General features: G+C 35.6%; 24 protein-coding genes. 12 read left to right on the top strand and 12 right to left on the bottom strand.

Annotation, left to right across the window (positions count from 1 at the left end; all coding sequences use genetic code 11):
* Nucleotides 1-3: 3 nt before the first annotated feature.
* Nucleotides 4-228: an exodeoxyribonuclease VII small subunit gene (locus ABXT69_RS05345; protein WP_416677161.1), complete on the top strand. Its 225-nt coding sequence runs from the start codon at nt 4-6 to the stop codon at nt 226-228.
* Nucleotides 215-1093, top strand: a complete 879-nt coding sequence (locus tag ABXT69_RS05340; RefSeq protein WP_416679561.1) for a polyprenyl synthetase family protein — start codon at nt 215-217, stop codon at nt 1091-1093. Before ABXT69_RS05345 ends, ABXT69_RS05340 begins: the two co-directional genes overlap by 14 nt.
* Here ABXT69_RS05340 and ABXT69_RS05335 read toward each other — a convergent pair.
* The 8 genes from ABXT69_RS05335 to ABXT69_RS05300 all read right to left on the bottom strand — a co-directional run bounded on the left by ABXT69_RS05335 (nt 1090) and on the right by ABXT69_RS05300 (nt 8283).
* Nucleotides 1090-2019, bottom strand: coding sequence for a beta-ketoacyl-ACP synthase III (locus ABXT69_RS05335; protein WP_416679559.1), 930 nt, complete (start codon nt 2017-2019; stop codon nt 1090-1092). The genes ABXT69_RS05340 and ABXT69_RS05335 overlap by 4 nt on opposite strands.
* Nucleotides 2020-2088: 69 nt before the next feature.
* A complete protein-coding gene (locus ABXT69_RS05330; RefSeq protein WP_416677160.1) occupies nt 2089-2298 on the bottom strand; it encodes a hypothetical protein in 210 nt (69 codons plus the stop codon).
* Between the two features lie 113 nt (nt 2299-2411).
* Nucleotides 2412-3437 (bottom strand): phosphate acyltransferase PlsX, encoded by a 1026-nt coding sequence (gene plsX, locus ABXT69_RS05325; RefSeq protein WP_416677159.1) that lies wholly within the window; start codon nt 3435-3437, stop codon nt 2412-2414.
* Nucleotides 3438-3446: 9 nt separating this feature from the next.
* Nucleotides 3447-3647, bottom strand: a complete 201-nt coding sequence (gene rpmF, locus ABXT69_RS05320) for a 50S ribosomal protein L32 (RefSeq protein ID WP_020024645.1) — start codon at nt 3645-3647, stop codon at nt 3447-3449.
* Nucleotides 3648-3650: 3 nt separating this feature from the next.
* Nucleotides 3651-4175 carry a YceD family protein gene (locus ABXT69_RS05315; protein WP_416677158.1) on the bottom strand — a complete coding sequence of 175 codons (525 nt, stop codon included), beginning with the start codon at nt 4173-4175 and terminating at the stop codon, nt 3651-3653.
* 48 nt (nt 4176-4223) lie between these two features.
* The gene (gene rlmB, locus ABXT69_RS05310) at nt 4224-4970 is read right to left on the bottom strand and encodes a 23S rRNA (guanosine(2251)-2'-O)-methyltransferase RlmB (RefSeq protein WP_416677156.1); all 747 of its coding nucleotides are present in this window, start codon (nt 4968-4970) and stop codon (nt 4224-4226) included.
* Nucleotides 4971-4987: 17 nt separating this feature from the next.
* A complete protein-coding gene (locus ABXT69_RS05305; protein WP_416677154.1) occupies nt 4988-5869 on the bottom strand; it encodes a peptidylprolyl isomerase in 882 nt (293 codons plus the stop codon).
* Nucleotides 5866-8283 carry an LPS-assembly protein LptD gene (locus tag ABXT69_RS05300; protein WP_416677153.1) on the bottom strand — a complete coding sequence of 806 codons (2418 nt, stop codon included), beginning with the start codon at nt 8281-8283 and terminating at the stop codon, nt 5866-5868. Before ABXT69_RS05300 ends, ABXT69_RS05305 begins: the two co-directional genes overlap by 4 nt.
* 263 nt (nt 8284-8546) lie before the next feature.
* Here ABXT69_RS05300 and hflK point away from each other — a divergent pair, with 263 nt between their 5' ends.
* Genes hflK through rnr form a run of 5 tightly spaced genes read left to right on the top strand, consistent with a single transcriptional unit; the run spans nt 8547 to nt 15140 of the window.
* Entirely contained in the window at nt 8547-9674 is a 1128-nt protein-coding gene (gene hflK, locus ABXT69_RS05295) for an FtsH protease activity modulator HflK (RefSeq protein ID WP_416679558.1), read from the top strand.
* The gene (hflC, locus tag ABXT69_RS05290; RefSeq protein WP_416650914.1) at nt 9674-10531 is read left to right on the top strand and encodes a protease modulator HflC; all 858 of its coding nucleotides are present in this window, start codon (nt 9674-9676) and stop codon (nt 10529-10531) included. Before hflK ends, hflC begins: the two co-directional genes overlap by 1 nt.
* Nucleotides 10532-10540: 9 nt before the next feature.
* Nucleotides 10541-11668: an ATP phosphoribosyltransferase regulatory subunit gene (locus tag ABXT69_RS05285; protein WP_416677151.1), complete on the top strand. Its 1128-nt coding sequence runs from the start codon at nt 10541-10543 to the stop codon at nt 11666-11668.
* Nucleotide 11669: 1 nt separating this feature from the next.
* Complete coding sequence (locus ABXT69_RS05280) at nt 11670-12986, top strand: adenylosuccinate synthase (RefSeq protein WP_416677149.1); 1317 nt, start codon at nt 11670-11672, stop codon at nt 12984-12986.
* 39 nt (nt 12987-13025) lie between these two features.
* The gene (rnr, locus tag ABXT69_RS05275) at nt 13026-15140 is read left to right on the top strand and encodes a ribonuclease R (RefSeq protein WP_416677147.1); all 2115 of its coding nucleotides are present in this window, start codon (nt 13026-13028) and stop codon (nt 15138-15140) included.
* Nucleotides 15141-15147: 7 nt separating this feature from the next.
* On the opposite strand, the gene ilvD is transcribed toward rnr, so the two are convergent.
* Nucleotides 15148-16812, bottom strand: a complete 1665-nt coding sequence (gene ilvD, locus ABXT69_RS05270) for a dihydroxy-acid dehydratase (RefSeq protein ID WP_416677146.1) — start codon at nt 16810-16812, stop codon at nt 15148-15150.
* 74 nt (nt 16813-16886) lie between these two features.
* Between ilvD and ABXT69_RS05265 the strand changes: the two genes are divergently transcribed.
* Together ABXT69_RS05265 and rnt are read left to right on the top strand one after the other, a co-directional pair.
* The gene (locus ABXT69_RS05265) at nt 16887-17309 is read left to right on the top strand and encodes a GNAT family N-acetyltransferase (RefSeq protein ID WP_416677144.1); all 423 of its coding nucleotides are present in this window, start codon (nt 16887-16889) and stop codon (nt 17307-17309) included.
* Between the two features lie 40 nt (nt 17310-17349).
* Nucleotides 17350-17940, top strand: coding sequence for a ribonuclease T (gene rnt, locus ABXT69_RS05260; protein WP_416677143.1), 591 nt, complete (start codon nt 17350-17352; stop codon nt 17938-17940).
* On the opposite strand, the gene ABXT69_RS05255 is transcribed toward rnt, so the two are convergent.
* Nucleotides 17937-18437 carry a hypothetical protein gene (locus ABXT69_RS05255; RefSeq protein ID WP_416677141.1) on the bottom strand — a complete coding sequence of 167 codons (501 nt, stop codon included), beginning with the start codon at nt 18435-18437 and terminating at the stop codon, nt 17937-17939. The two genes, rnt and ABXT69_RS05255, sit on opposite strands and share 4 nt — an antisense overlap.
* A 12-nt stretch (nt 18438-18449) precedes the next feature.
* Nucleotides 18450-19160, bottom strand: coding sequence for a lysophospholipid acyltransferase family protein (locus ABXT69_RS05250; RefSeq protein WP_416677139.1), 711 nt, complete (start codon nt 19158-19160; stop codon nt 18450-18452).
* Between the two features lie 124 nt (nt 19161-19284).
* Between ABXT69_RS05250 and ABXT69_RS05245 the strand changes: the two genes are divergently transcribed.
* Both ABXT69_RS05245 and ABXT69_RS05240 read left to right on the top strand, forming a co-directional pair.
* Nucleotides 19285-20424 carry a DNA recombination protein RmuC gene (locus ABXT69_RS05245; protein WP_416677137.1) on the top strand — a complete coding sequence of 380 codons (1140 nt, stop codon included), beginning with the start codon at nt 19285-19287 and terminating at the stop codon, nt 20422-20424.
* Entirely contained in the window at nt 20421-21170 is a 750-nt protein-coding gene (locus ABXT69_RS05240) for an SDR family NAD(P)-dependent oxidoreductase (protein ID WP_416677135.1), read from the top strand. Before ABXT69_RS05245 ends, ABXT69_RS05240 begins: the two co-directional genes overlap by 4 nt.
* Before the next feature lie 2 nt (nt 21171-21172).
* On the opposite strand, the gene ABXT69_RS05235 is transcribed toward ABXT69_RS05240, so the two are convergent.
* Nucleotides 21173-21973 carry an inositol monophosphatase family protein gene (locus ABXT69_RS05235; RefSeq protein WP_416677134.1) on the bottom strand — a complete coding sequence of 267 codons (801 nt, stop codon included), beginning with the start codon at nt 21971-21973 and terminating at the stop codon, nt 21173-21175.
* A gap of 5 nt (nt 21974-21978) precedes the next feature.
* Between ABXT69_RS05235 and ABXT69_RS05230 the strand changes: the two genes are divergently transcribed.
* Complete coding sequence (locus ABXT69_RS05230) at nt 21979-22737, top strand: RNA methyltransferase (protein WP_416677132.1); 759 nt, start codon at nt 21979-21981, stop codon at nt 22735-22737.

The raw sequence follows: 22737 nt of genomic DNA, 5'->3' as shown, positions 1-22737 counted from the left end.
AAAATGACAGATAAATTTAATTTTAATAAAGGCTTATTACAGCTTGAAGAAATTATTAATAAGATGGAGTCGGGTGAGCTTAGCTTAGAGGACTCTCTTAAATATTTTGAAGAAGGCGTTAAAATTCACAGGCAATGTCATACTGCACTGACTGATGCTGAGCAGCGAATAAGTGTTTTAAGTGACAGTGATAACTATAGCGAAGAGAAGCCCTTTGGAGATTCTTGAGGGTTACCGGGAGCGAGTTAACTCATATCTAGAAAATTATTTGAGCTCTATTTCGCCTGATAATTCTTATCAGAGTGAGCTCAATAATATTATGAAGTATAGCGTTTTGGCTGGTGGAAAACGCTTTAGACCAATCCTTACCTACACTGTGTCTAATTTGTTTAGTATCGATATCCAAAAAGTTGATTCGAGCGCCTGCGCTATTGAATTAATTCATATCTATTCTCTTATTCATGATGATCTTCCTGCAATGGATGACGATGATATGAGGCATAATCAGCCGTCCTCTCATAAAGTTTATGGTGAGGCTCAGGCAATACTTGCAGGGGATGGCCTTCAGGCTTTGGCATTTGAGGTAATTTCTAGTGATGACTTAATTGATTCATTTACAAAAATAAAACTATTAAATTTGTTATCAATGTCATCTTTTAAGATGGCTGAAGGGCAGTCAATTGACTTATCTATTGTCTCTAAAGAAGTTGATATAGAGCTGCTAAATAATTTGCATAAAAAGAAAACTGGTTCACTTTTAAATTGTTCTGTAATGTTTGGGGCTATTTTGAATCCTAATATTAGTAAAAAAGACTTATCTATATTGGATTCTTTCTCAAACCTTATAGGACTTGCTTATCAGGTTCAAGATGATGTACTAGACGTAATTACCTCAGATGAGATATTAGGTAAGCGACAAAATTCAGATTTAGTAAAAAATAAACCTTCGTATCCATCTATTTTAGGGTTGGATGAATCAGTTAAAAAGTATGAAAGCCTTTACCGAGAGGCTCTTGATCAAATATCATTTCTTAGCGTTGATGAAAAGCCTTTAAAGGACCTAACTGTTAAGTTAATGAAGCGCTCTTTCTAGTACTCAACAAGAACACTACCCCAGCTAAATCCACCGCCAATTCCTTCAAAAAGTAACACGTCACCTTTTTTGATTCTTCCATCACGAACGCCTGTATCAAGTGCCAAAGGAATAGAGGCAGCTGAAGTGTTTCCATGTGTACCTAAAGTTTGAATCACTTTACTCATAGGTAAGTTGATTCTCTTTGCAACTGCTTTAATAATACGGATATTAGCTTGATGTGGCACCATCCAAGTAATATCATCAGATGTCATATTACAGTCTTGAAGTGTTTCTTCTGCCAAATTTGAAAGTCTATTAACTGCAATCTTAAAAACTTCATTACCCAACATTTCAATCGTGCCTAACTCATTAACATGAAGTGAGGATAAGAAGCTTCCATCACTATAGAGCTTAGAGTGTTTTATACCAGTAGCATTATCAGAGCTAATTACAACGGCTCCAGCACCATCAGCAAAAAGGATAGCAGTAGAGCGATCATTCCAGTCAACGATTTTTGACATTGTTTCACTGCCAACGACTAGTATATTTTTAAAACTACCATTTTCAATATACTGCTGAGCAGTTGTAAGGGCAAATACAAAGCCTGCACAAACTGCTTGGAGATCAAATGCTGGGCATGAGGCGCCAAGACGGTCTTGAAGCATTGTTGCTGTTGCAGGAAAAATTTTGTCAGGCGTAGTTGTTGCAAGAATAATAAGATCAATCTCTGAAGGGCTAATTTCAGCCATTTCAAGGGCATTTTTACTTGCCTCAAGAGCAAGGTCACACGTGCTTTCATCTGTAACTATTCGCCTTTCTTTAATTCCAGTTCGAGTAGTTATCCATTCATCAGTGGTATCAAGAGTTTTTTCAAGATCAAGATTTGTAACAATCTTAGATGGTAAGTAGCTCCCAGTTCCAATAATTCTTGCAAATTTTTTCATCATTTGGCTTCTATTATTCTTTTGATTGAACCTATTTTCATTTACATTAAATCTCTTTGTACTATTATTTTACCACCAACCAAGTGACCTTCCATTGCCTGCAATTATCATAACGCAAGTTAGTACGTGTAGTATGATCCAAAAAGTGCGAAATACTAAGGCTTTTTTTACATCTTTTTGTTTGATAGGTAGGAACTCTGGCTTATCTTCATCAGTAATGCCTACTGGCATTCCAACAGTTCTAGCCCATACCTTAAGCCAGCGTCGTTGGCCGCTCATAACTTAACGAAAAATTTTATATTACAAGAGCTATCAATAAGCAAATTAAGCTTATTTTTTATTTTGAAGATTTGCATATATAGTAACTTTTGGTTGAAGGCAGTTCTAATTAACTACTTGTGTTCTTCTAATTCACGGGTTAATTGAACTGAAATCTTATCAGTAATTTTAGCATGTGCCTCTAAATATGCTTCTTTAATTGCCTGAAAGAAGGAGTCAACATCTGCCTTACCATGACTTTTAACTACAACACCTTTTAAGCCAAGTAAGCTTGCACCATTGTATTTTCCAGGATCAACTCTAGATTTAAAATCCCTCATAACTGAGCTTGCAATTAAAGCGGCTATTTTTGTAAAAATATTCTTGTTAAAAGATTTTTTGATGAAATGTGAAAACATATGAGCAACCCCTTCACTAGCTTTCAGCGCAATATTTCCTTCAAAACCATCACAGACAATAACATCAACGCTTCCTTTATAAATATCATCACCCTCTACAAAGCCAATATAGTTTAGAGATGAGTTTTTTAATAATTCTGCCGTTTCTTGAATTTTCCAGTGCCCCTTTAATTCTTCAGAACCAACATTGAGCAGTCCAACAGTAGGATTCTCGATTTCTTCAGTATTTTGAACAGCAATAGACCCCATAATTGCAAATTGCAAAAGTGTTTCGGGCTTTGAATCAACATTAGCACCCAAATCAAGAATATGAGTAGGACGACCTGTTAATGTAGGCACAGCAGACATAATTGCTGGTCTATCAACCCCTTTAATAGTTTTAAGGACAAACTTTGCTATTGATAGAAGGGCGCCTGTGTTTCCAGCACTTACGCAAGCATGAGCATTTCCATCTTTAACAAGATTAATGGCAACCCTCATCGAGGAGTCTTTTTTGTGCCTGAGAGCGGTAGAAGGAGAGTCATCCATTTTGATAACTTGAGATGCGTGCTTTATCTCTATCCTTTCTAAAATTTCTGGAGGAACTGATGTGCTATTAATTTCTATCTTTATAGCTTTTTCATCACCCACAAAAGCAACTGTAAGATCGTTATAATTTTTTAAAGCGATGATACCAGCATTAATGGTGACAGGAATTCCAAAGTCACCACCTGAGGCATCGATTGATACCTTTATTGACATAAATTAGCTTTAAGCTTCTACTTCTTCGATATCATCAGCAGCTGACTTTATAACTTGCTTGCCACGATAGTATCCGTCTGCAGTAATATGATGTCTTAGGTGAGTTTCACCAGTTTCTTGATCTTCAGATAATGCAGGGTTTTTCAACGCATTATGTGAGCGACGCATACCTCTTTTTGATGGTGTTTTTCTACTTTTTTGTACTGCCATTTTTTACTCCTTGCCGAAATCGGTCATTTTAATATTTTTTAGAACGTCAAAGGGATTTTTACGAATCTCTTCAACAGCTTTTTCTTTGTCTATCTTTAAACTACAATCAAAATCATGAGAAGGGGCCATTGGAATAGATAACAGAATCTCATCTGTAATTAAATCAATTGAATCTAAGTCCTCTTCTTCTCCAATGACATAAACTTCAAAACTAGAATCTAGTCCTTCAGCTTGATCTTCATATCTTATAAATGCTAAATTAAAATTTACTTTTAAATCAATGGGGAATGCCTCTAAACAGCGCTGGCAATCTAAAATGATATTCGTATTAATTATCCCCTTTATGCATGGCGTTTTATCATTTTCTAAGTGGAACGATAAATCAACCTTTATCCTATCTTCAGTATTCCTAGCTAACATAGAGATTCTAGGCATAGCAGCAATTTTATAGTCACCATGAAAATTAGCTTCTTTTCTAGCAAACTTAAATAATTTAATCGTTTTAGGAAGCTGATTCGCTGTTTCCATTATCTGATTTCTAAAGCGTGCATATTTTACCCGAAACTTCTGAGAGTATTAACTACTTTCTCTTTGTCTTTTACTTTCAAATAGAGCAATTCCAGTTGCGACTGAAATATTAAGACTTTCTATATTTCCTGACATTGGAATGGAAACAAGCTGATCACATGTTTTTTTAATTAATTGCCTGATTCCTTTTCCTTCAGTACCCATAACAATAGCTATTGAATCAGATAAATTAACATCATAGATTTTTGATGACGAACCTCCATCAAGACCAATCACCCAGATACCCTTTTCTTGGATTGATTTTATTGTCCTTGATAAATTTGTGACATGAAAAATCTGAAGACTATTGATAGCACCTGCTGAAGTTTTATGAACTAAAGCGTTTATTGGAGCAGAACCATCTTTGTTGATAATGACATGACTAGCTCCTGCAGCATTAGCACTCCTAAGGCAGGCTCCTAAATTTCTTGAATCTTGAATAGAATCTAATATTAGAATTAAAGGTTTTTCTTTTAAATTCTCAATAGAGCTTAAAAGAGCATCTTCTGTTAGAAGAGGGGGAAGAATAACTTCAGAAATAACGCCTTGATGAACCTCACCTCTTGCAATACGATCAAGACCAGACTTATCTAACTCTGAAAATGGTATTTTCAAATCAAATAGTGTTTTATTTAAATTATTAACCCTAAGATCTCTCCTACCAGTTTGAATAAAAACTTTTAAAACAGATTCAGGATTAGTATTTAAAAGGCTTTCAATGCTGTGAAATCCGAATATGAAGATAGATTTAGACATATGCAGTAGTATAATTATTATAGTGCGTCATAGTATATTTTTATATAAGCCTTGTCTCGAAGCTCCTTAACCCAGCTAGAGTAAAATTTTTCAGCATTTAGATAGGTTAGTTTCTCTTTGCATTGTTTTAGTTCACTACTGACAAAGCGCTCTGCTAGTTTAATTCCAATTGCAAAACCAAAGTCAGTTAAATATATATTTGAAACTTCATTTTCCTTCAGGGAGTCTAGCATTTTGACTGTTGTACTATCAACCTCAATCCAGTCTGTCTCGCCTCCATTCAAATAACTTGAGTGCTGTGAATGAAGCTTCGCGGAAGCTTTGAAAGATGCACCTTTGCTAATATGTTCAGAAAGTTTTTGTAGAAATGATTTGATTGATTCATCCATATTTTCAGATGAGATAATGGTGTTATCAATTTGGGAGATAATAATTTGAGCAATCTTAATTTGCTTAATTTTACTGCCACCATTAATAACCGGGCATTTATTTATTAATTCATCATTTGATAAATTAAACTTCAAGTCTTTTGTAACAAATCGCTGTAAATTAAGTACTGCTAATTTTGTAGAAACTTCTTGAACAATGAAATCAAAATCAGAGCGAGAATTAAGTTCTTTTAGAGAAATATTATTGATATTTGCTAATTCAATAATAGTTTGATTTATATCTGACTGAAGGGGATAAATATCAAATTCTTGAGTTTTTTTTAGCTGGAGAATAGTATCAATTCTAAAATTAATAATAGCTAATTTTTCATCATAAGTATTAACTTCGTTTAGCTTTTTTTCTATAGAGTTATATGTAATAATTTCTTTATTCACTAAAGCTAAAATAGAGTTTTCAGCAAAGGAGTTTTGAAAACTAAAAAGTAAAAAGAGAACTAAAGCTCTCTTCATTCCCTTAGGTTCAGTGTGTATCCAGGAATGGTATTTTCTATTCGGTCTTTAAGAGGTGTTGAGGTTGTACCAAGTCCTTTTAAAATTAATTCAAAACCAGTACTGTAATTATTACTATTATCTCCTTGACCTCTATCAGCTTGAAAATGTGCTACGCGAAAGGCCCAACAGCAACTTTCATAGGCTAGGCCAGATGTATATTCAGTTGTTACTCCTGTGCGAGTTGACTTAGTAATTTTTCTATTCAGTCCACCAAAAAAATGGATAGAGTCATTCAATGGATAGGATAGAGAAATTTTCCCAGTCCTTGTTATATTGTCATCACTATAAGTCATGGCGGCTAATTTTCTTGGAGCAGGAGAGTAAGAAAAGCTATTTTCACGTTTTACAACTAACGACTTATCCGGGTCAAATTGTAAATCAGTACTAACAGCAAAATTATTAATAGCCAAACCTATTGAGGCAACAATATTAGAGTAGGAAAGCCTAGTTTCATAATTAGAATTAATAGTATCACTTACCACCTCATCATCAGTGTAGAAGCTTTGAGCAATTCCCATGTTTAAGAGGTCTTTATCATCATCTATTGCATCTGTGGCTCTGTAACTTGACTCAAGGCTAAGAGTAATATCATTTGCATTAGTAATTCTATCAAGTCCAGTGTATCTTTCACCAGAAGTAAGGTCAGCAAAGGTAATAATGTCAGTATATTTGTCCTTAGTATCAAAAATTGGTATGTTGCCTTGAACTTTTTTTGCTCGATAGTTGTATGTAATTTTAGGAGATATGCGATGGTTAGCCTCAATGCCAAATAAATTTGTTTTTCTTACGGTACTAAAGTCTATTCCAAGACCAGAACCAAAGATAGTACGATTTATATTAGGACTAGTTTTAAGGGAGTATTTAGTTACATTAACACTTGCTGATGGAGTAATAACTGGAAACTTAATTGCTAAAGGCCGTGATATTGATAATATTCCATTTGTTCTAAGTCCCGATTCTTTTGTGTGATTATCATGACTAAACTTAGTACTTACAAAATCTACAGATATAGAAGTATTTGGGTATTCCCAGCCTTTAATTTTTGATTGATTATATGTTTTTTCAGCAATTTTCTCATCTTTAGTTCCTTTAGTTTGCTCATACAATTGCCTTTCAATTTCTGTATTTATTTTTGCATCATTTTTTTCAACTTTATTTGTGTCAACAACAAAATTTTGAGAAATAGATCCTTCTAATGCTCTAGTATAGGAAGGAAGTCCTGAGTTTACTACCTGCTCCGCTTCAGTTAGAAAAGATACAGATGTATTTTGCTCTGGAAACGAAATATTAAGCATAAGATGAGAAGGTAAGGAGTCTACATTAGTATTGCTTCTGGTTATCTCTTTAAAATAATTTATATCTGATACGCGGTAGTACCTTGCATTAATACTTGAGTTTTTAGACAAGTCTAGATTAAACGAAGAATCTATTAACCAACGCCTTAATTTTGTAATTTTATCTTCATTAAGATAACGCGTCTCAATTTCAAAAATAGAATCCTTGCGGGTTTTGTCTAGTTTAGGGGCGATTAGTTGGCGATATGTTTCTTCAAATATAAAACCTCTACTAGACATATATGTTAAGGCTACAAGAAGGTCACGATCTGGCGCTATATTAAGATAATAGGGAACTCTCCATCGGATAGAATCTTCTTTTTTTTCTGGCTCATTGTATTTTTCAAAATCAGGAGTCAGAAAACCAGAGCCTCGACCTTGTAAAACCCAGCTATATTTTGGAAGATAAAAAATTGGAACACCATAAAATTTTATTTTGGCATGATCAGCAATACCTCTATTTTTCTCTAAATTAAGATCAATATAGCTAGCATCAATTAACCAGTCACTTTTATTGACAGGACATGTAGAATATGTCGTCTGAGTAAGAAGGATATTATTAGACTGCTTTTCAATAATTTCTGCAAAACCATTACCTCCTCCTTGACCTGATCCAAAATCTTGAAAGTTTGCGTTAGTAGCAATAGCTACCTGATTACCATTAGTATCTTTTGTTGCAGTAAGCTCATCACTTGCAATAAGAAACGAACTATCCTGAAACTTTACATTACCACTAGCTATAGTCTCATTAGTTAAAGTTGAAACTTTTACATCATCAGCTGATAAAAAAAGCTCATCAGTTTTGACTGTTACATCTCCTTTTAGATGATAAGATTGGTTTGATAGTATTTCACTTTCATCAGCTTCAACATCTAGATTGCCAGACTCTTTAGAAAGTTCATTAATAGCAAAAAGAGTTTGAAATTCAGGACAATTAGAGCAATCAGGAGTGTATGGTGTGCAAGTGAGTTTAACTCCTTCTGAATAAACTGAAAAATGGCTTAAAATTAAAACAAGAAAAATTAAGTATTTTTTCATGAAGTGAAAGAGTTATTTAAAAAATCACATTTTATCATTATATATAATTATAAACTCAGCCAGATTTTCAAACTTTATCAAATTCAAATTTAACTTTAGTTATTATTTATTGGGTAAAATATCGTTTGATTCAGAAAATTATTGTTTTTCTCTATCCAAAAAAGATTTTCAAAGCACCTTGTTTTTTTGTGTTTTGACCATATCTTAATTTAACTTGTACTTTTTAAGGAAATTACGTGAGTAAAAAAATAAATGGAGCCTCAATGGCTTGGAATGATAATAACAATCAAACTCCTCCCGAGCTTGATGAGGTTATTAAGGATTTTAAAAATAAATTTAATTCTACATTTGGTGGTAAATCTTCAGGAAGCTCTGGTGCCGGTAAGGCTGCGAAAGGTAGTTTTAAATACATATTTATATTAGCCTTTATTGTATGGATGGCAACTGGTATTTATATTATTGATCCAGCTGAAAGAGGTGTTGTTTTGCGTTTTGGCGCTTTTCAAACTTCAACTACCCAGGGCCCTCATTGGCATATCCCTTACCCAGTTGAGTCAGTCTACAAAGTAAATGTTGAGCAAGTCCGTTCTGCAGAAATTGGTTTTAGAAACGCTCAAAATTCATATAGTGGCGGAGTAAGTTCAGAGTCATTAATGCTTACTCGTGATGAGAATATGGTTGATGTTAAGCTTGCAGTTCAATATAAAATTGCAAACGCTCAAGATTACTTATTTAATGTTTCGAATCCAGAGCTGACTTTAAGTCATGTCGTTCAAAGTATTATTAGGCAAGTTGTTGGTGATAATACAATGGACTTCGTTTTAACTACTGGCCGTGATCAAGTTGCGCAAGAGGTTAAAACAGCCTCTCAGGCACTTATTAATGATTATGGACTTGGTATACAGATTACAGCTGTAACAATGCAGGATGCTCAGCCACCAGTTCAGCTTAAAGCTGCCTTTGATGATGTTGTAAAGGCGAGGGAAGATGAGCAGAGATATATTAATGAAGCTCGGGCTTATGCAAATGATATTGTTCCTAAGGCTCGTGGTGCAAGTCAGAGGCTTCTCGCAGAAGCTGAAGCTTATAAATCAGAAGTGGTTTCTAAGTCAGAGGGTGAGGCTTATCGTTTCTCTCAGATCTTAACTGAATATACAAAGGCTCCTGGTGTTACTAAGGAGAGGCTATATAGAGAGACTTTAGAGGATGTTCTAAGTAATACGAACAAAGTTATTGTAGACTCAAACTCTAATTCTCTTATGTATCTGCCAATTGATCAGTTAATTAAATCCAACAGGGTTACAAGATCTGGTTCAAGTACAAGTACTTATAATCAAACTCCATCGGGTCAAAGTGATGAAAGTGTATTACGCTCAAGGGAGAACAGATAATGAATAGAATTATTATAGTAGTAGCTGTATTGGTAGCAATTTTAATAAGCTCAAGCTTGTATACTGTTAATGAAACGCAAGTAGCAATTAAACTAAGGCTGGGAGAAATTGTTTCAGTTGAAAATAAACCAGGTCTAAAGTTTAAAACTCCTTTTGTGAATAACGTGGTTACATTTGATCAGCGCATTCAGACATTAGATGCTCAAGCAGAATCATTTTTGACTGTTGAAAAGAAAAATTTAACGGTTGACTCTTATGTTAAGTGGCGAATTGTTGATACAGAAAAGTTTTACATATCAACGGGTGGTGCGATGTCATCGGCAAACTTAAGGCTTGCTCAAAATAATCAGGATGCTCTTAGAAGTGAATTTTCTAAGCGAACTATTATTGAGGTTGTTTCCTCTCAGCGTGATGCAATTATGGCAAGTGTGAAAAGCAAGCTTAAGGCAATTGCTGAAGATGAGTTTGGTATTGAGGTTATAGACGTTCGTATTAAACGAATTGAGCTTGCTCAGGAAGTCAGAAATTCAGTCTATAGTCGAATGGAGACAGAAAGAAAAAGTATTGCCAATAAATTCCGCTCAGAAGGTGCTGAAGAAGCTGAAAAAATCCAGGCTTTTGCAGACAAAGAAAGAACAATTATCCTGGCAAATGCCTATAGAGACTCTGAAAAGATTCGAGGAAATGGAGATGCAATCTCAGCAAGTAATTATGCTGAAGCTTACAGTCAAGATGTTGATTTTTATTCTTTTTATCGCTCTTTGGAGTCATATAAAAAGTCTTTTAATCAGCAAGGTGATATCTTAATTCTTAATCCTGATTCAGAGTTTTTCCGCTACTTTAACCCTTCAAACTAAACAAGGGTTGTGAGTAATTGGCAATTACCTGAGGGTATAGATGAGCTCACTGGTGATCAGGCAATCACTTTCGAACAAAGTAGAAGAGATTTATTAGATCTATATCAAAGTTGGGGGTACGAAGTTGTTGTGCCCCCAATGATAGAGTTTGCAGAGACGTTAGTATTAAACTCCAAGTCAATTGATGAGAAGACGTTTAAATTTCTTGATTCGATTTCTGGAAAAATGCTGGGTGTTCACTCTGACATAACTCCTCAAATAGCAAGGATAGATTCTAAGCGTGTTAAATCTGAGCGTGTAGACCGGTATTGCTATATAAATGCAATATTACAAACTAAGGCTGATGACTTTTACGCCTCTAGGTCTCCAATTCAAGCTGGTGCAGAGCTTTATGGCTTTAATGGAATAGATGCTGACATAGAAGTTATTACGCTTATGATTGAATCTTTGGCGCTTCTGGGGCTTAACGGGGTAACTCTTAGTTTGGGTAATACTTCAATATTTAATGCTCTTTGTGAATCTGCAAATCTTAATGCCAAAGATGTATTAAAACTTAGAGATATTTTTAGGCGTAAGTCAATTCCAGATTTAAATAACTTTCTTAAAAATAACCAAATTCAAGATGGTGATAAGTTTAAAGAATTAATTTCTTTGGATGGTTCTGAAGCTGTTCTAGATAAAGCAAATTCAGTATTTAAAGGAATTCCATCGGCTGTAAGTGCGATTGATGACCTTAGAAAACTTCATGTTTTTTTTAAAGACCGTAATATTAAGTTAATGTTTGACCTTGGTGAAGTTAAGGCTTATGAATATCATGATGGAGTTGTATTTGCAGCATACCATGATAGCTTTTCTAAGGCTTTAGCCCAAGGAGGAAGATACAGCGGCTTAACAAAATCTTTTGGCTCTTCAAGAGATGCAACAGGATTTTCTTTTGATCTTAAGTTTCTAGTTCAGCAACAATTAAAAGCAGTAAAAAAACAAAAAACACTGGTTGCGCCAAACTCTAATGATTCAAAATTAACACTCTTAATTAATGAGCTTCGATCAAAGGGACATAATATTAAAGTAGATTTGACAGGATCAGATGATGTTGATTTTGTAAATAAAAATAATGAATGGAAGCTAAAGGAATAATATGGGTAAGAATGTAGTAATCATTGGGACTCAATGGGGTGATGAGGGTAAAGGAAAAATAGTTGATCTTATTACAGATAAAGTATGCTCTGTTGTCCGTTTCCAAGGAGGCCATAATGCTGGCCATACTTTAGTCATAGATGGTAAGAAGACTGTATTGCATCTAATCCCTTCTGGAATTCTTAGAAGCAGTGTTAATTGTTTTATAGGTCATGGGGTTGTTCTTTCAATGACTGCGCTTTTAAAAGAAATGAATGAGCTCGAAGAGTCAGGGGTTGAAGTTAAATCTCGACTAAAGATAAGCCCAGGATGCCCATTAATTCTCCCATATCATATTGAGCTTGACAATGCGCGTGAGGTGCACAGAGGAAAAGCGGCAATTGGAACGACTGGAAATGGAATTGGACCGGCTTATGAAGACAAAGTTGCCAGAAGAGGATTAAGAGTTGGTGACCTTTTGGACGAAGAGCTTTTTGCAGAAAAGCTTAAAGAGGTAGTTGATTATCACAACTTTAGTTTGCAAAATTACTATAAGCAGCCAGCAGTAGATTATAAAAAAACTTTAGAGCAAGCATTAAGTCAAGCTAAGATCGTTAAATCAATGATAATCGACGTTGCTGACGAACTACATAAACAAATGGCAAATGATGAAAATATCCTGTTTGAGGGCGCTCAAGGAGCACTTCTAGATATTGATCAAGGAACCTATCCATTTGTAACCTCTTCCAACACTACTTCTGGAGGAGCGGTCACTGGTTCTGGTGTAGGCGTTCGTGATATTGATTATGTTTTAGGCATTGTAAAAGCCTATACCACGAGAGTTGGAGGTGGTCCATTCCCAACCGAGCTTGATTATGATGTGAATACCGATGAGGGCGACCCAATTGGAAGAGAGCTTTGTTCTAGAGGACATGAGTTTGGCGCCACTACCGGTCGTCAAAGGCGATGTGGCTGGCTTGATTTAGTTATCTTAAATCGATCCTTTAAACTAAATGCTGTAAGCGGAATATGCCTAACAAAGCTAGACGTTATGGATGAATTAGATTTAATAAAAATATGTATTGCTTATGAGATTGATGGCCAAACTACCACTATCCCTCCATTTTCAGCTGAAGGCTATAGTGCGGCAACTCCTGTATACATAGAGATGCCAGGATGGAAGCGCTCTACAATTGGAACTCATTCGTTTGATGACTTGCCTCAAGAGGCGAAAAACTATATACGAAAAATAGAAGAGCTAAGCCAAATTCCAGTTCATATATTGTCAACAGGTCCTGATAGGGACGAAACTCTAATTCTAAAGAATCCTTTTGATTAGTTCTAAACGTTTCTAAGCTTACTTTATACTAAGCACATTATGTCAGACCCTCACTATGATCGTGAAGCGGAAAAATATGAGAGCCCGATTCCATCTCGCGAGCATATTTTAAGTTTTATTCAGCAAAAACCCAAAACCAAGAGCCAGCTTTTTGAGCTTCTTTCATTAGAAGATGAGCAAAAAAAGGCTTTTGAAAGGCGTTTAAGGGCAATGGTTCGAGACAAACAACTCAGCTGTAATAAGAATGGAGTGTATCGACCATACTCTAATAGAGGCCTAATAACTGGAACTGTCATTGCGAATCCTAAGGGATTTGGCTTTGTTGCTTTAGATAAGGGCGGAAAAGATCTTAGACTTTCAAATCAACAAATGAAGTTGGTTTTTCATGGTGATAAGATTAAAGTTAGGCTTCTTAATCGGAGACTAGATGCTGAAGTTGTTGAAGTCATCGAAACAGCTAAAAATCTTGTTGGAAGGCTTCATCTTGATGATGGTGATTACTATGTTGTTGTTGATGATAGACGAATTAAGCATAACATTGATATTGTAGAGCTCATGGAAGGCTGCTCTGATAATCAAGTAGTCGTGGTTGAAATACTCTCTTCTCCAACACTAGATAGTAATGCAACTGGAAAAATTACCTCAATCCTTGGAAATTATTTAGACGAAGGCGTCGAAGTAGATTCTGCGATTTACCGCCATCAAATACCCTCTGTTTTTGGAGAAATAGCGCTTGAAGAGGCATCTAAATTACCAACTAAAGTACTCCCAAAAGATAAGAACGACAGGGTGGATATAACAAAGTTAGAGCTCATAACAATTGATGGAGACGACTCCAGAGATTTTGATGATGCTGTTTATGCCAAACCATCCAAAAATGGTTGGAAACTAATTGTTGCGATTGCTGATGTCTCATACTATGTTAAGGAAGAGTCTGATTTAGATATTGAGTCTTTAGAGCGAGGGAATTCAGTTTATTTCCCGCATAGAGTTGTGCCAATGCTTCCTGAAGCTATATCAAATGGCCTTTGCTCGCTTAATCCTAAAGTTGAAAGGCTTTGTATGGTGTGTGAGATGGAAATTGATTCAATGGGGGAGTTCTTAGACTATAAATTTTATCCAGCTGTTATGTTATCTCATGCTCGTCTTACATATGGGCAGGTCAATGAAATGCTTGAGGATAAAAAGAGTCCCTTAAGAAAAGAGTATAGCAATGTAGTTGAAAATGTAGACTATCTTTATAGCCTTTACAAAACGCTTCGAATTTCTAGGCAAAAAAGAGGCGTAATGGACTTTGATCGAATTGAAAGTCAAATATTATTTGATGGCAAAGGCAAGATTAAAGACATTGTAGCTAGAAAAAGAAATGATGCACATAAGTTAATTGAAGAATGTATGTTGATGGCAAATCAGGCGACTGCAAAATTCTTACAGAAAAAAAATGAAGACTTCTTATTCAGAGTTCATCCCAAGCCTACAGCTGAAAAAGTTGAGGTCACTAAAAAGTTTTTATCTGCGGTTGGTTTGACTTTAGAAGGTGGTCATCAACCAGAATCCAAAGATTTTGCCAAGGTATTAAAAAATGCGCACGGAAGGGATGATGAGAACATTATCAAAACTGTGGTGCTTCGAACAATGAAGCAGGCTACCTATACTCCGAATAATGAGGGCCACTTTGGTTTAGCTTTTGAGGATTACACTCACTTTACCTCTCCAATTCGCAGGTATCCAGACCTTCTAGTTCATCGCGCTATAAAGCGCGCTTTATCAGGCAAAGTTAGGGATCCATCAGCTAGAATGTTAGAGCTAGGGGCTCACCTATCAATGACCGAAAGGCGCGCAGATGATGCATCAAGAGATGTTGAGCAGTGGCTCAAATGTGAATATATGAGTGACAAGGTGGGTAATAACTTTAATGGTGTTATTTCTGGTGTTGCAGGTTTTGGCCTTTTTGTAGAGCTTTCTGACGTATTTGTTGAAGGCTTGATTTCAGTTCGTGACTTAAGGGATGACTACTTTATTTTTGATGATGTTCATCACCAATTAAAGGGCGAAAGGAATGGAAAAATTTATCGCTTAGGCGACATGATTAAAGTGAAGATTGCTTCAGTAAACCTTGATGATAGAAAAATTGACTTTATTCCAGTCAATTAAACCTTAGTTATTCAGTTATTGCGCCTCTTGAGGCCGACTGAGCAAGTTTCGCATACTTCGCTAATACACCTTTAGTATATTTTGGAGCTGGCTTTACCCACTTTGAGAGTCTGTCTTCAATTACTGAGTCGTCAACAAGAAGTTCGAGGCGATTATTTTCAGCATCAATCAATATTTCATCGCCATCTTCAATAATTGCAAGAGCTCCTCCAACAAAAGCCTCAGGAGTTATATGACCCACTACAAAACCATGAGTTCCACCTGAAAACCTTCCATCAGTTATTAGAGCAACTTTTCCGCCCAATCCTTTGCCCATAACTGCTGAGGTAGGCGCTAACATCTCACGCATTCCCGGGCCACCTTTTGGGCCTTCATAACGAATTACAATGACGTCACCTTCTACAATCTTATCTTTTAAAACTGCCTGAAGAGCGTCTTCTTCACAAGCAAAAGTTTTGGCACTTCCTTGAAACTTCAGGCCTTCTTTACCAGTAATTTTAGCAACCGCACCGTCAAGAGCAAGATTGCCTCTTAAAATTCTTAAGTGGGAATCTTTTTTGATTGGATTCTCTAATGACATAATGATTTCTTGACCATCAGCATAAGGCTTAACATCTTTCAAGTTTTCAGCTAAGGTCTTGCCAGTTACTGTTATGCAGCTACCATGAAGCATTCCTGCATCTAATAGCATCTTCATTAAGGGTAGAGTGCCTCCTATCTGTACAAGCTCACTCATCATATATTTGCCTGAAGGCTTTAGATCAGCAAGAACAGGCACATTAGCACCAATTCGGGTGAAATCATCAATTGTTAGGTCAACATTAATGGCATCAGCCATTGCAATTAAATGAAGTACTGCGTTGGTTGAGCCACCAAGGGTGATGATTAAAGTAATTGCATTTTCAAATGCCTCTTTAGTCATAATATCACTTGGTTTAATATCTTTATCTAATAGATTTAATACAGCTTCACCAGCTCTTGATGAGTCACTATTCTTATCAGCTGATATTGCATCTTGAGATGAAGAGTTAGGAAGGCTCATTCCTAGGGCTTCAATAGCTGATGCCATTGTGTTTGCAGTATACATTCCGCCGCAAGAACCAGGTCCTGGAATCGCAGTTGATTCAATTTGCTCAAGCTCAATATCAGTAATATCATTATTTGCTCTCTTACCGACAGCTTCAAAAACACTAACAACATCGGTATGATTTTTACCAGGCTGAATAGTCCCTCCATAAACAAAGACTGAAGGTCGATTGAGTCTAGCAAGACCCATAAGGCATCCAGGCATATTTTTATCACAACCACCAATGGCAACAACTCCATCAAATCCTTGGCAAGCAACTACAGTTTCAATCGAATCAGCAATAACCTCTCTAGAGACTAGGGAATACTTCATTCCTTCTGAGCCCATTGAAATACCATCCGAAATTGTGATTGTATTAAATATTACAGCTTTTCCACCCGCAGAATTGACGCCAATTTCAGCTTCGTCAGCTAAATCATTGATATGCATATTGCAGGGAGTAACCATGGACCAGGTTGATGCAATTCCTACTTGAGGTTTTTTGAAATCTTCTTTTTTAAAGCCTACTGGATATAGCATCGCTCTTGAAGCGGCGCGTTCATAACCATCGACTACAGCTGAGGAGTATTTTCTTGAGTTTGACATCTATTTTAAATTAGCAAAAAATACAAATTTTAGACTAAAATAGTGCGGTTCTATTAGCAATTTAAGGTTAGAAGTTGAGTAAAGCTAAACAAATTATTAGATTAATGCAGCCTTTCGTTGATGAGGGTAGATTGTTAGAAAGAAGTTATGAAAGCATTAATAATGAAATAGAAAACTTTATATCTATTGAAAGTGATGGTGAAATTATTGCTTGTGCAGCTCTAAAGCTTTATGAAAAAGAAAATATGGGTGAAATTTATGGATTAGTAGTTAATAAAGATTTTCACAATACTGATGCCTCATCTAATTTAATGGACTTGCTAATTAAAAAAGCCTTGAGTCATAATTTATCTTCTATTTTTGCGCTTTCAAAGTTTGGAGGTAGGTTCTTTTTTAGACATGACTTTATTGAGAGTGAGATCAGTTCCCTCCCTTTGATTCGACAAAAGAGTTATGATTATCAAAGAAATTCAATTATCTACCTAAGAAATTTTTAAGCTTTGACTTCTTACTTTTTTTTTGAGCAACAAATAATTAATGATACTTAAAGATAGAATTCGTGGATATCTTCCAGTTGTAATAGACGTTGAAACTGCTGGCTTTAACGAAAATACAGATGCTTTATTGGAAATTTGTGCAATAATTTTAGGCTTTGATGATAACGGTAACTTCTTTCCCAAAAAGACACTACATTTTCATGTAGAACCATTTAAGGGGGCTAATATTGAGCCTTCAGCTTTGAAGTTTAATGGAATTGATATCGATAACCCATTCAGGCTTGCAGTGCCTGAAAAGGAAGCGCTTAGTGAAATTTTTCAGTGCGTTAGTGATGATTTAGTTATAGAAGAGTGTACCCGGGCAATACTAGTAGGCCACAATGCATTTTTTGATCTTGGGTTTGTGAAGGCTGCTACAAATCGCTCTAAGCTTAAGAGTCCGTTTCATCAATTTTCAACTCTTGATACTGTTAGTTTGTCTGCTCTTTACTGCGGTGAAACTGTTCTTGCAAAAGCAGCTGTTAAGTCTGGAATCGAATGGGATAACGAGCAAGCACATTCAGCGCTTTATGATACTAAAAAAACCTCAGAGCTATTTTGTAAAATTTTTAATTCCCAGCCCTTACTTTAAGCTCTGATTTCTCTCAAGTATTTATAATCCATTGCCCATTTAATGAACTCACCCGTATTAATTTTGTTACCTCTAAATCTTTCTCTTAAAAGGTGATTCTCTACTCTTTGAAAAAATATTAAACTCAAATAGTTTTCCTTAAGTCTTCCAACTTCATTTAATTCTGTTTTATACAAGTTAGGCTCTAAAGAGCCAGAAAGAGTTGGATTAATTCCAAGAAGAATTAATAGACATTCATTAAAGTTTAAATGATTTTTTTCAGTTAAAAAACTGTGCCATTCAGATCTAGTTTTAAGCTGCTTATCAGAAATATTTGGCGTTTTAAAGTCTAAAATATTGTCTGAAAGAATCTCCTTGACTGACTGTTTATCATTTACATCAGCTTTATATAGGTTTTTATTGATATCTAAGTGTAGTAAATCATAAAGTCTCTTTATTTCAAATTTGATGTTTTCTGCAGTTCTTTCATGAAAAATTTTATAGGTAATTTCACTCATATTGTCATGGGGCTAGTTATTCAAAAGTTTTTTTTCTTGCTCTAAGGTCCAATCTCTAATTTTTTCGGTTATCTCAGATGGTGATAAGTTTAAATCTGAAATGGGCTCTCCAATAACGACAGTAATTACACCAGGCTTCTTAATAAAAGCTCCTTTAGGCCATAGATTTCCAGCATTATGGTAAACAGGAACTATTTTATATCCAGATTTTTTTGCAATAGCAGAGCCACCATTTTGATACTCTCCTATTTGTTTATAAGGTTGGCGAGTTCCTTCCGGAAAGATAACAATGGAGATTCCTTTATTTAATCTATCAGTACCATGCTTTATAACTTTTTTAATTGCTTTAAGTTTGTCACCTCGGTTAATAATAATTGGCTTAAGAAGAGCAAGGCTCCAGCCAAATATTGGAAGCCATAAAAGCTCTTTCTTTAAGACCCATGTATGAGCTGGAAAGATGGATTGAAAAGCAAGAGTTTCCCATGTTGATTGGTGGTTAGAGATAATTACGTAAGGTGATTTAACTACATTCTCTTGACCAATAATATTAGTTGTGATATTTAGAGTTATTTTTAGCCACCAGATGCAAAAAATAGCCCACTGTGAGAGAAATTTATGTCGTGTAGAATAGTTTGCAAAAACCAAAAATAATCCACATAAAGTGATCAAAATTAAACTAATAATTGAGCCAACAAAGTACAATAGTGATCTTAAAAGTAACATAGGATATAGTAGGTCTTAGCGTTATAATTCTATATAAAATTTTACTAACATTGCAAACATTAAGTTTATGTTTTTCTTAAAGTAATAAAAACTTTTAATTCTTTTTTCTTTTTAGTAGGAATTTATGGACATTTTGATCGTATTAATTTCTTTATTGTTTGGTGCTTTCATAAGCTATTTTATTCTTAATAAAAAGCTGACTGCTTCAAATCAAAAAAATATTCAACTTGAGACCAAGCTTAATGAAAAAGAAAAAAATTTTTCGGAAAAATTACAGCTTGTTGATCAGCTCAAGAGTCAAGTTAATAGTGAATTTAAAAATATTGCATCTGAAATATTAAAGACTGACCGAGACAAGCTTAAGGTTGATAACTCCGACCTCCTAAATCCTCTTCAGACCCAGCTTAAAAGTTTTAGAGAAAGAATTGAAACTATAACTAAAGAGCAGGTTGAAGAAAGAACGTCTCTCAAAGAGCAAATTAAGTCTTTACATGAAGCGAACATTGAAACGCGCCAATCTGCTCAAAACCTAACAAATGCATTGACCTATGACAATAAACAGCAAGGCGATTGGGGCGAAGAAATTTTAAACTCTCTCTTGTTAAGCTATGGATTTCGAGAGGGTGTTGAGTTTGACCTTCAAAAACAATATAAAAATGAAATGGGTGAAAGGTTTAAGCCTGATGTGATTCTACATTTGCCTGAAGGAAAGGATGTTGTTATCGATTCAAAAGTTTCCCTTAAGGATTATGCCGATTATATTGCAGATCAAGCTAATGAGGCTGCCTTAAAAAAACACATTGCTTCAATTGAGAACCAAATTAAGAATATTAGCATTAAAGAGTATGAAAATCTTGAGGGAGTCAAAAGTCTTGATTTTATATTTGTTTTTATTCCTATAGAAGGAGCTTTATTATTGGCTCTTCAGTACAGACCTAACTTGTTTGATGACGCATTAAAGAAAAATATTATGCTCGTATCGCCTTCAATGCTTAGTATGAGCCTGAAGACAGTAAATTTTATGTGGCAAACTGATAAACAAAACAAAAACGCAGATGAGATTGCCAGGCAGGCAGGAAAAATGTACGATAAGCTTGCTGGATTTTTTAATGACTTGGACAAGATTGAAAATCAATTAGACAAGACTAAGGAAGGCTTTTCCGACGTTCGTAAAAAACTTCAAACTGGTCCAGGTAATCTAATTGGCCGTGCTGAGAAGTTAAAAGCACTCGGAGTTAAATCGAACAAGGAAATTAATGAATGATTGTATCTAGAGATCATATTTTTAAAGACGGTGAGCTTAAAGATAAAGTTATTTTAGTTACAGGTGCTAATAGAGGCTTTGGCCTAGCGATTACTATGGACCTTTCTAAAGCTGGTGCTACTGTTATTATGCTTGGAAGAGACTTAGGCTCCCTTGAGTACGCTTATGACGCTGTTGTGGATGCTGGTTACAATGAACCTATACTTTACCCACTAGATCTTGAAGGGGCTACTCCTGAGAATTATCAAGAGCTCCAAGACAATGTTTTAGAGAAATTTGATAAGCTTGATGGGTTAATTCATAACGCTGCAATACTTGGCGCGCAAATGCCAATCGAGCAGTACGATATCAAGCTTTGGTACTCTACGCTCCAGATTAACCTGAGCGCTCCATTTATGCTAACTCAATTTTTAATACCTGCGCTAGTAAAGTCTGAGGATGCTAGAATTCTTTTCTTGTCTTCTTCTGTTGGGAGGGAGGCTAGAGCTTATTGGGGTGCTTATAGTGTAAGTAAGTTTGGAATAGAAGGCTTTGCTAAGACTCTCTCTGAGGAGCTTGAAAAAACTAACATTAGTGTTAATACTGTTGACCCTGGGAAACTAAGAACTGAAATGAGAAGAACAGCCTACCCAGCAGAGGACTCATCAACTGTTCCAATGCCAGAGGAGAAGAGCGCTGCAATCGTTTATTTACTATCTAACTTGAGTCCAAAAATGAATGGTGAGCAATTAACGATAGTTGATTAGAGTTATCGCTGTAGGTCTTCGGTTAGGTGGGGGTGAATTTTTTTTAGAAGCTCTTTATAGACCTCTGCATTACCCGCAACTATATTTCCAGTTTCCATGTATTGGTCTCTTCCAGAGAAATCTCCAATAAAACCGCCTGCCTCTTTAACCATAAGGGAACCTGCAGCTATATCCCATGAGTTAAGACCAATTTCCCAAAACCCATCCAGTCTTCCAGCTGCAAGATAAGCTAAATCTAAAGCAGCAGCTCCAGCTCTGCGAATTCCAGAAACATGCGGATGAATTGCTTTAAAAGTCTCAAGATAACAGTCTAAGTGTTGAGGCTGCTTAAATGGGAAGCCAGTTCCAATAAGAGTATCTTTAAGCCCAAGAGACATAGTAACCCGCATTCTCTCATCATTTAAATAAGCACCTTCGCCTTTAGATGAAGTAAAGAGCTCCTCTTTAAATGGATCATAAATGACCGCATGCGTTGTAACTCCTTTTTCTAAAAGGGCAATTGACACTGCATATTGCGGAAAGCCATGTAAAAAGTTAGTCGTTCCATCTAATGGATCTATTATCCAAAGAAAATTATCATCACCAAGAGTTTTTCCGCTCTCTTCAGCCAAAATAGAATGTTTTGGGAAGGCTTTTTTAATCTCGTTTATAATGGCTTTTTCAGCCGTTTTATCAACCTCAGAAACGAAGTCATTAAGTGACTTATTTTCTATAGTTAGTAAATCGACCTGGTTATGGTACCTTAAGATAACATCACCAGCTGCTCTGGCAGCTCTAACTGCAATATTAACGGTAGGATGCATGGTAAATGAGCCAAATAAATAAAGAATCGAATTATACCTTGACGAGTTTTAATAAAGTGAGGATTGTTATGGTGAATACCACTGAGCCAGGTAATATTGGCGCGGCGGCTAGAGCTATGAAAAATATGCTTTTAACTCAGTTATATCTAGTAACACCCTCTAATTATCCCTCCGCTGTTGCAACCGCAAGAGCAAGTGGAGCAGATGACGTTCTTTCAAATGCAAAAGTATGCAGTACTTTAGAGGAAGCTTTGATTGGAGTGCATCTTGTTATTGGTGCTAGTGCGCGCCAAAGAAATATTAAATGGAGGCAGCTAGATGTCATTGAAGCGTGTAGTGAAATTCAATCAACAGTTGCTTCAAATGAGCAAGAAGTTGCAGTTGTTTTTGGCACTGAAAATTCTGGCCTTACAAATGAAGAACTAGATTTATGTTCTATCTTAATGACAATTCCTGGGAACCCCAAGTACTTTTCATTAAATGTTGCATCTGCGATTCAAGTTTTTGCTTATCAGAACTACGTCAGCACTGTAGAAGGTAAGTTTGATAATTCAGGTGGTGAAATTGTCAGCTTTGATGAATTAAATAGCTTTTATAATCATTTGGAGCAGGCGCTCGAGCACATTGATTACTTTGATACAAAAAAACCAAAAGTTCTCTTGATGAGGCGGCTTCGAAGGCTTTTTGGTAGAAGTAGTCTTGAAAAAGAAGAGATGGCAATATTAAGAGGTATTCTTAATAAAATTAATCCTTATAAGCCTTGA

Origin of the sequence: Candidatus Pseudothioglobus sp. Uisw_016 (assembly GCF_048087635.1) — a bacterium.
GTDB lineage: Bacteria > Pseudomonadota > Gammaproteobacteria > PS1 > Pseudothioglobaceae > Pseudothioglobus.
This window is presented reverse-complemented; position numbering and strand designations above follow the sequence as displayed.

Excerpts from the sequence above, each read along its gene's own strand:
- ABXT69_RS05345 (WP_416677161.1), top strand. The coding sequence starts at position 4 with ATGACAGATAAATTTAATTTTAATAAAGGCTTATTACAGCTTGAAGAA.
- ABXT69_RS05335 (WP_416679559.1), bottom strand. The coding sequence starts at position 2,019 with ATGAAAAAATTTGCAAGAATTATTGGAACTGGGAGCTACTTACCATCT.
- ABXT69_RS05330 (WP_416677160.1), bottom strand. The coding sequence starts at position 2,298 with ATGAGCGGCCAACGACGCTGGCTTAAGGTATGGGCTAGAACTGTTGGA.
- plsX (WP_416677159.1), bottom strand. The coding sequence starts at position 3,437 with ATGTCAATAAAGGTATCAATCGATGCCTCAGGTGGTGACTTTGGAATT.
- rpmF (WP_020024645.1), bottom strand. The coding sequence starts at position 3,647 with ATGGCAGTACAAAAAAGTAGAAAAACACCATCAAAAAGAGGTATGCGT.
- ABXT69_RS05315 (WP_416677158.1), bottom strand. The coding sequence starts at position 4,175 with ATGGAAACAGCGAATCAGCTTCCTAAAACGATTAAATTATTTAAGTTT.
- rlmB (WP_416677156.1), bottom strand. The coding sequence starts at position 4,970 with ATGTCTAAATCTATCTTCATATTCGGATTTCACAGCATTGAAAGCCTT.
- ABXT69_RS05305 (WP_416677154.1), bottom strand. The coding sequence starts at position 5,869 with ATGAAGAGAGCTTTAGTTCTCTTTTTACTTTTTAGTTTTCAAAACTCC.
- ABXT69_RS05300 (WP_416677153.1), bottom strand. The coding sequence starts at position 8,283 with ATGAAAAAATACTTAATTTTTCTTGTTTTAATTTTAAGCCATTTTTCA.
- hflK (WP_416679558.1), top strand. The coding sequence starts at position 8,547 with ATGGCTTGGAATGATAATAACAATCAAACTCCTCCCGAGCTTGATGAG.
- hflC (WP_416650914.1), top strand. The coding sequence starts at position 9,674 with ATGAATAGAATTATTATAGTAGTAGCTGTATTGGTAGCAATTTTAATA.
- ABXT69_RS05280 (WP_416677149.1), top strand. The coding sequence starts at position 11,670 with ATGGGTAAGAATGTAGTAATCATTGGGACTCAATGGGGTGATGAGGGT.
- rnr (WP_416677147.1), top strand. The coding sequence starts at position 13,026 with ATGTCAGACCCTCACTATGATCGTGAAGCGGAAAAATATGAGAGCCCG.
- ilvD (WP_416677146.1), bottom strand. The coding sequence starts at position 16,812 with ATGTCAAACTCAAGAAAATACTCCTCAGCTGTAGTCGATGGTTATGAA.
- rnt (WP_416677143.1), top strand. The coding sequence starts at position 17,350 with ATGATACTTAAAGATAGAATTCGTGGATATCTTCCAGTTGTAATAGAC.
- ABXT69_RS05255 (WP_416677141.1), bottom strand. The coding sequence starts at position 18,437 with ATGAGTGAAATTACCTATAAAATTTTTCATGAAAGAACTGCAGAAAAC.
- ABXT69_RS05250 (WP_416677139.1), bottom strand. The coding sequence starts at position 19,160 with ATGTTACTTTTAAGATCACTATTGTACTTTGTTGGCTCAATTATTAGT.
- ABXT69_RS05245 (WP_416677137.1), top strand. The coding sequence starts at position 19,285 with ATGGACATTTTGATCGTATTAATTTCTTTATTGTTTGGTGCTTTCATA.
- ABXT69_RS05240 (WP_416677135.1), top strand. The coding sequence starts at position 20,421 with ATGATTGTATCTAGAGATCATATTTTTAAAGACGGTGAGCTTAAAGAT.
- ABXT69_RS05235 (WP_416677134.1), bottom strand. The coding sequence starts at position 21,973 with ATGCATCCTACCGTTAATATTGCAGTTAGAGCTGCCAGAGCAGCTGGT.
- ABXT69_RS05230 (WP_416677132.1), top strand. The coding sequence starts at position 21,979 with ATGAGCCAAATAAATAAAGAATCGAATTATACCTTGACGAGTTTTAAT.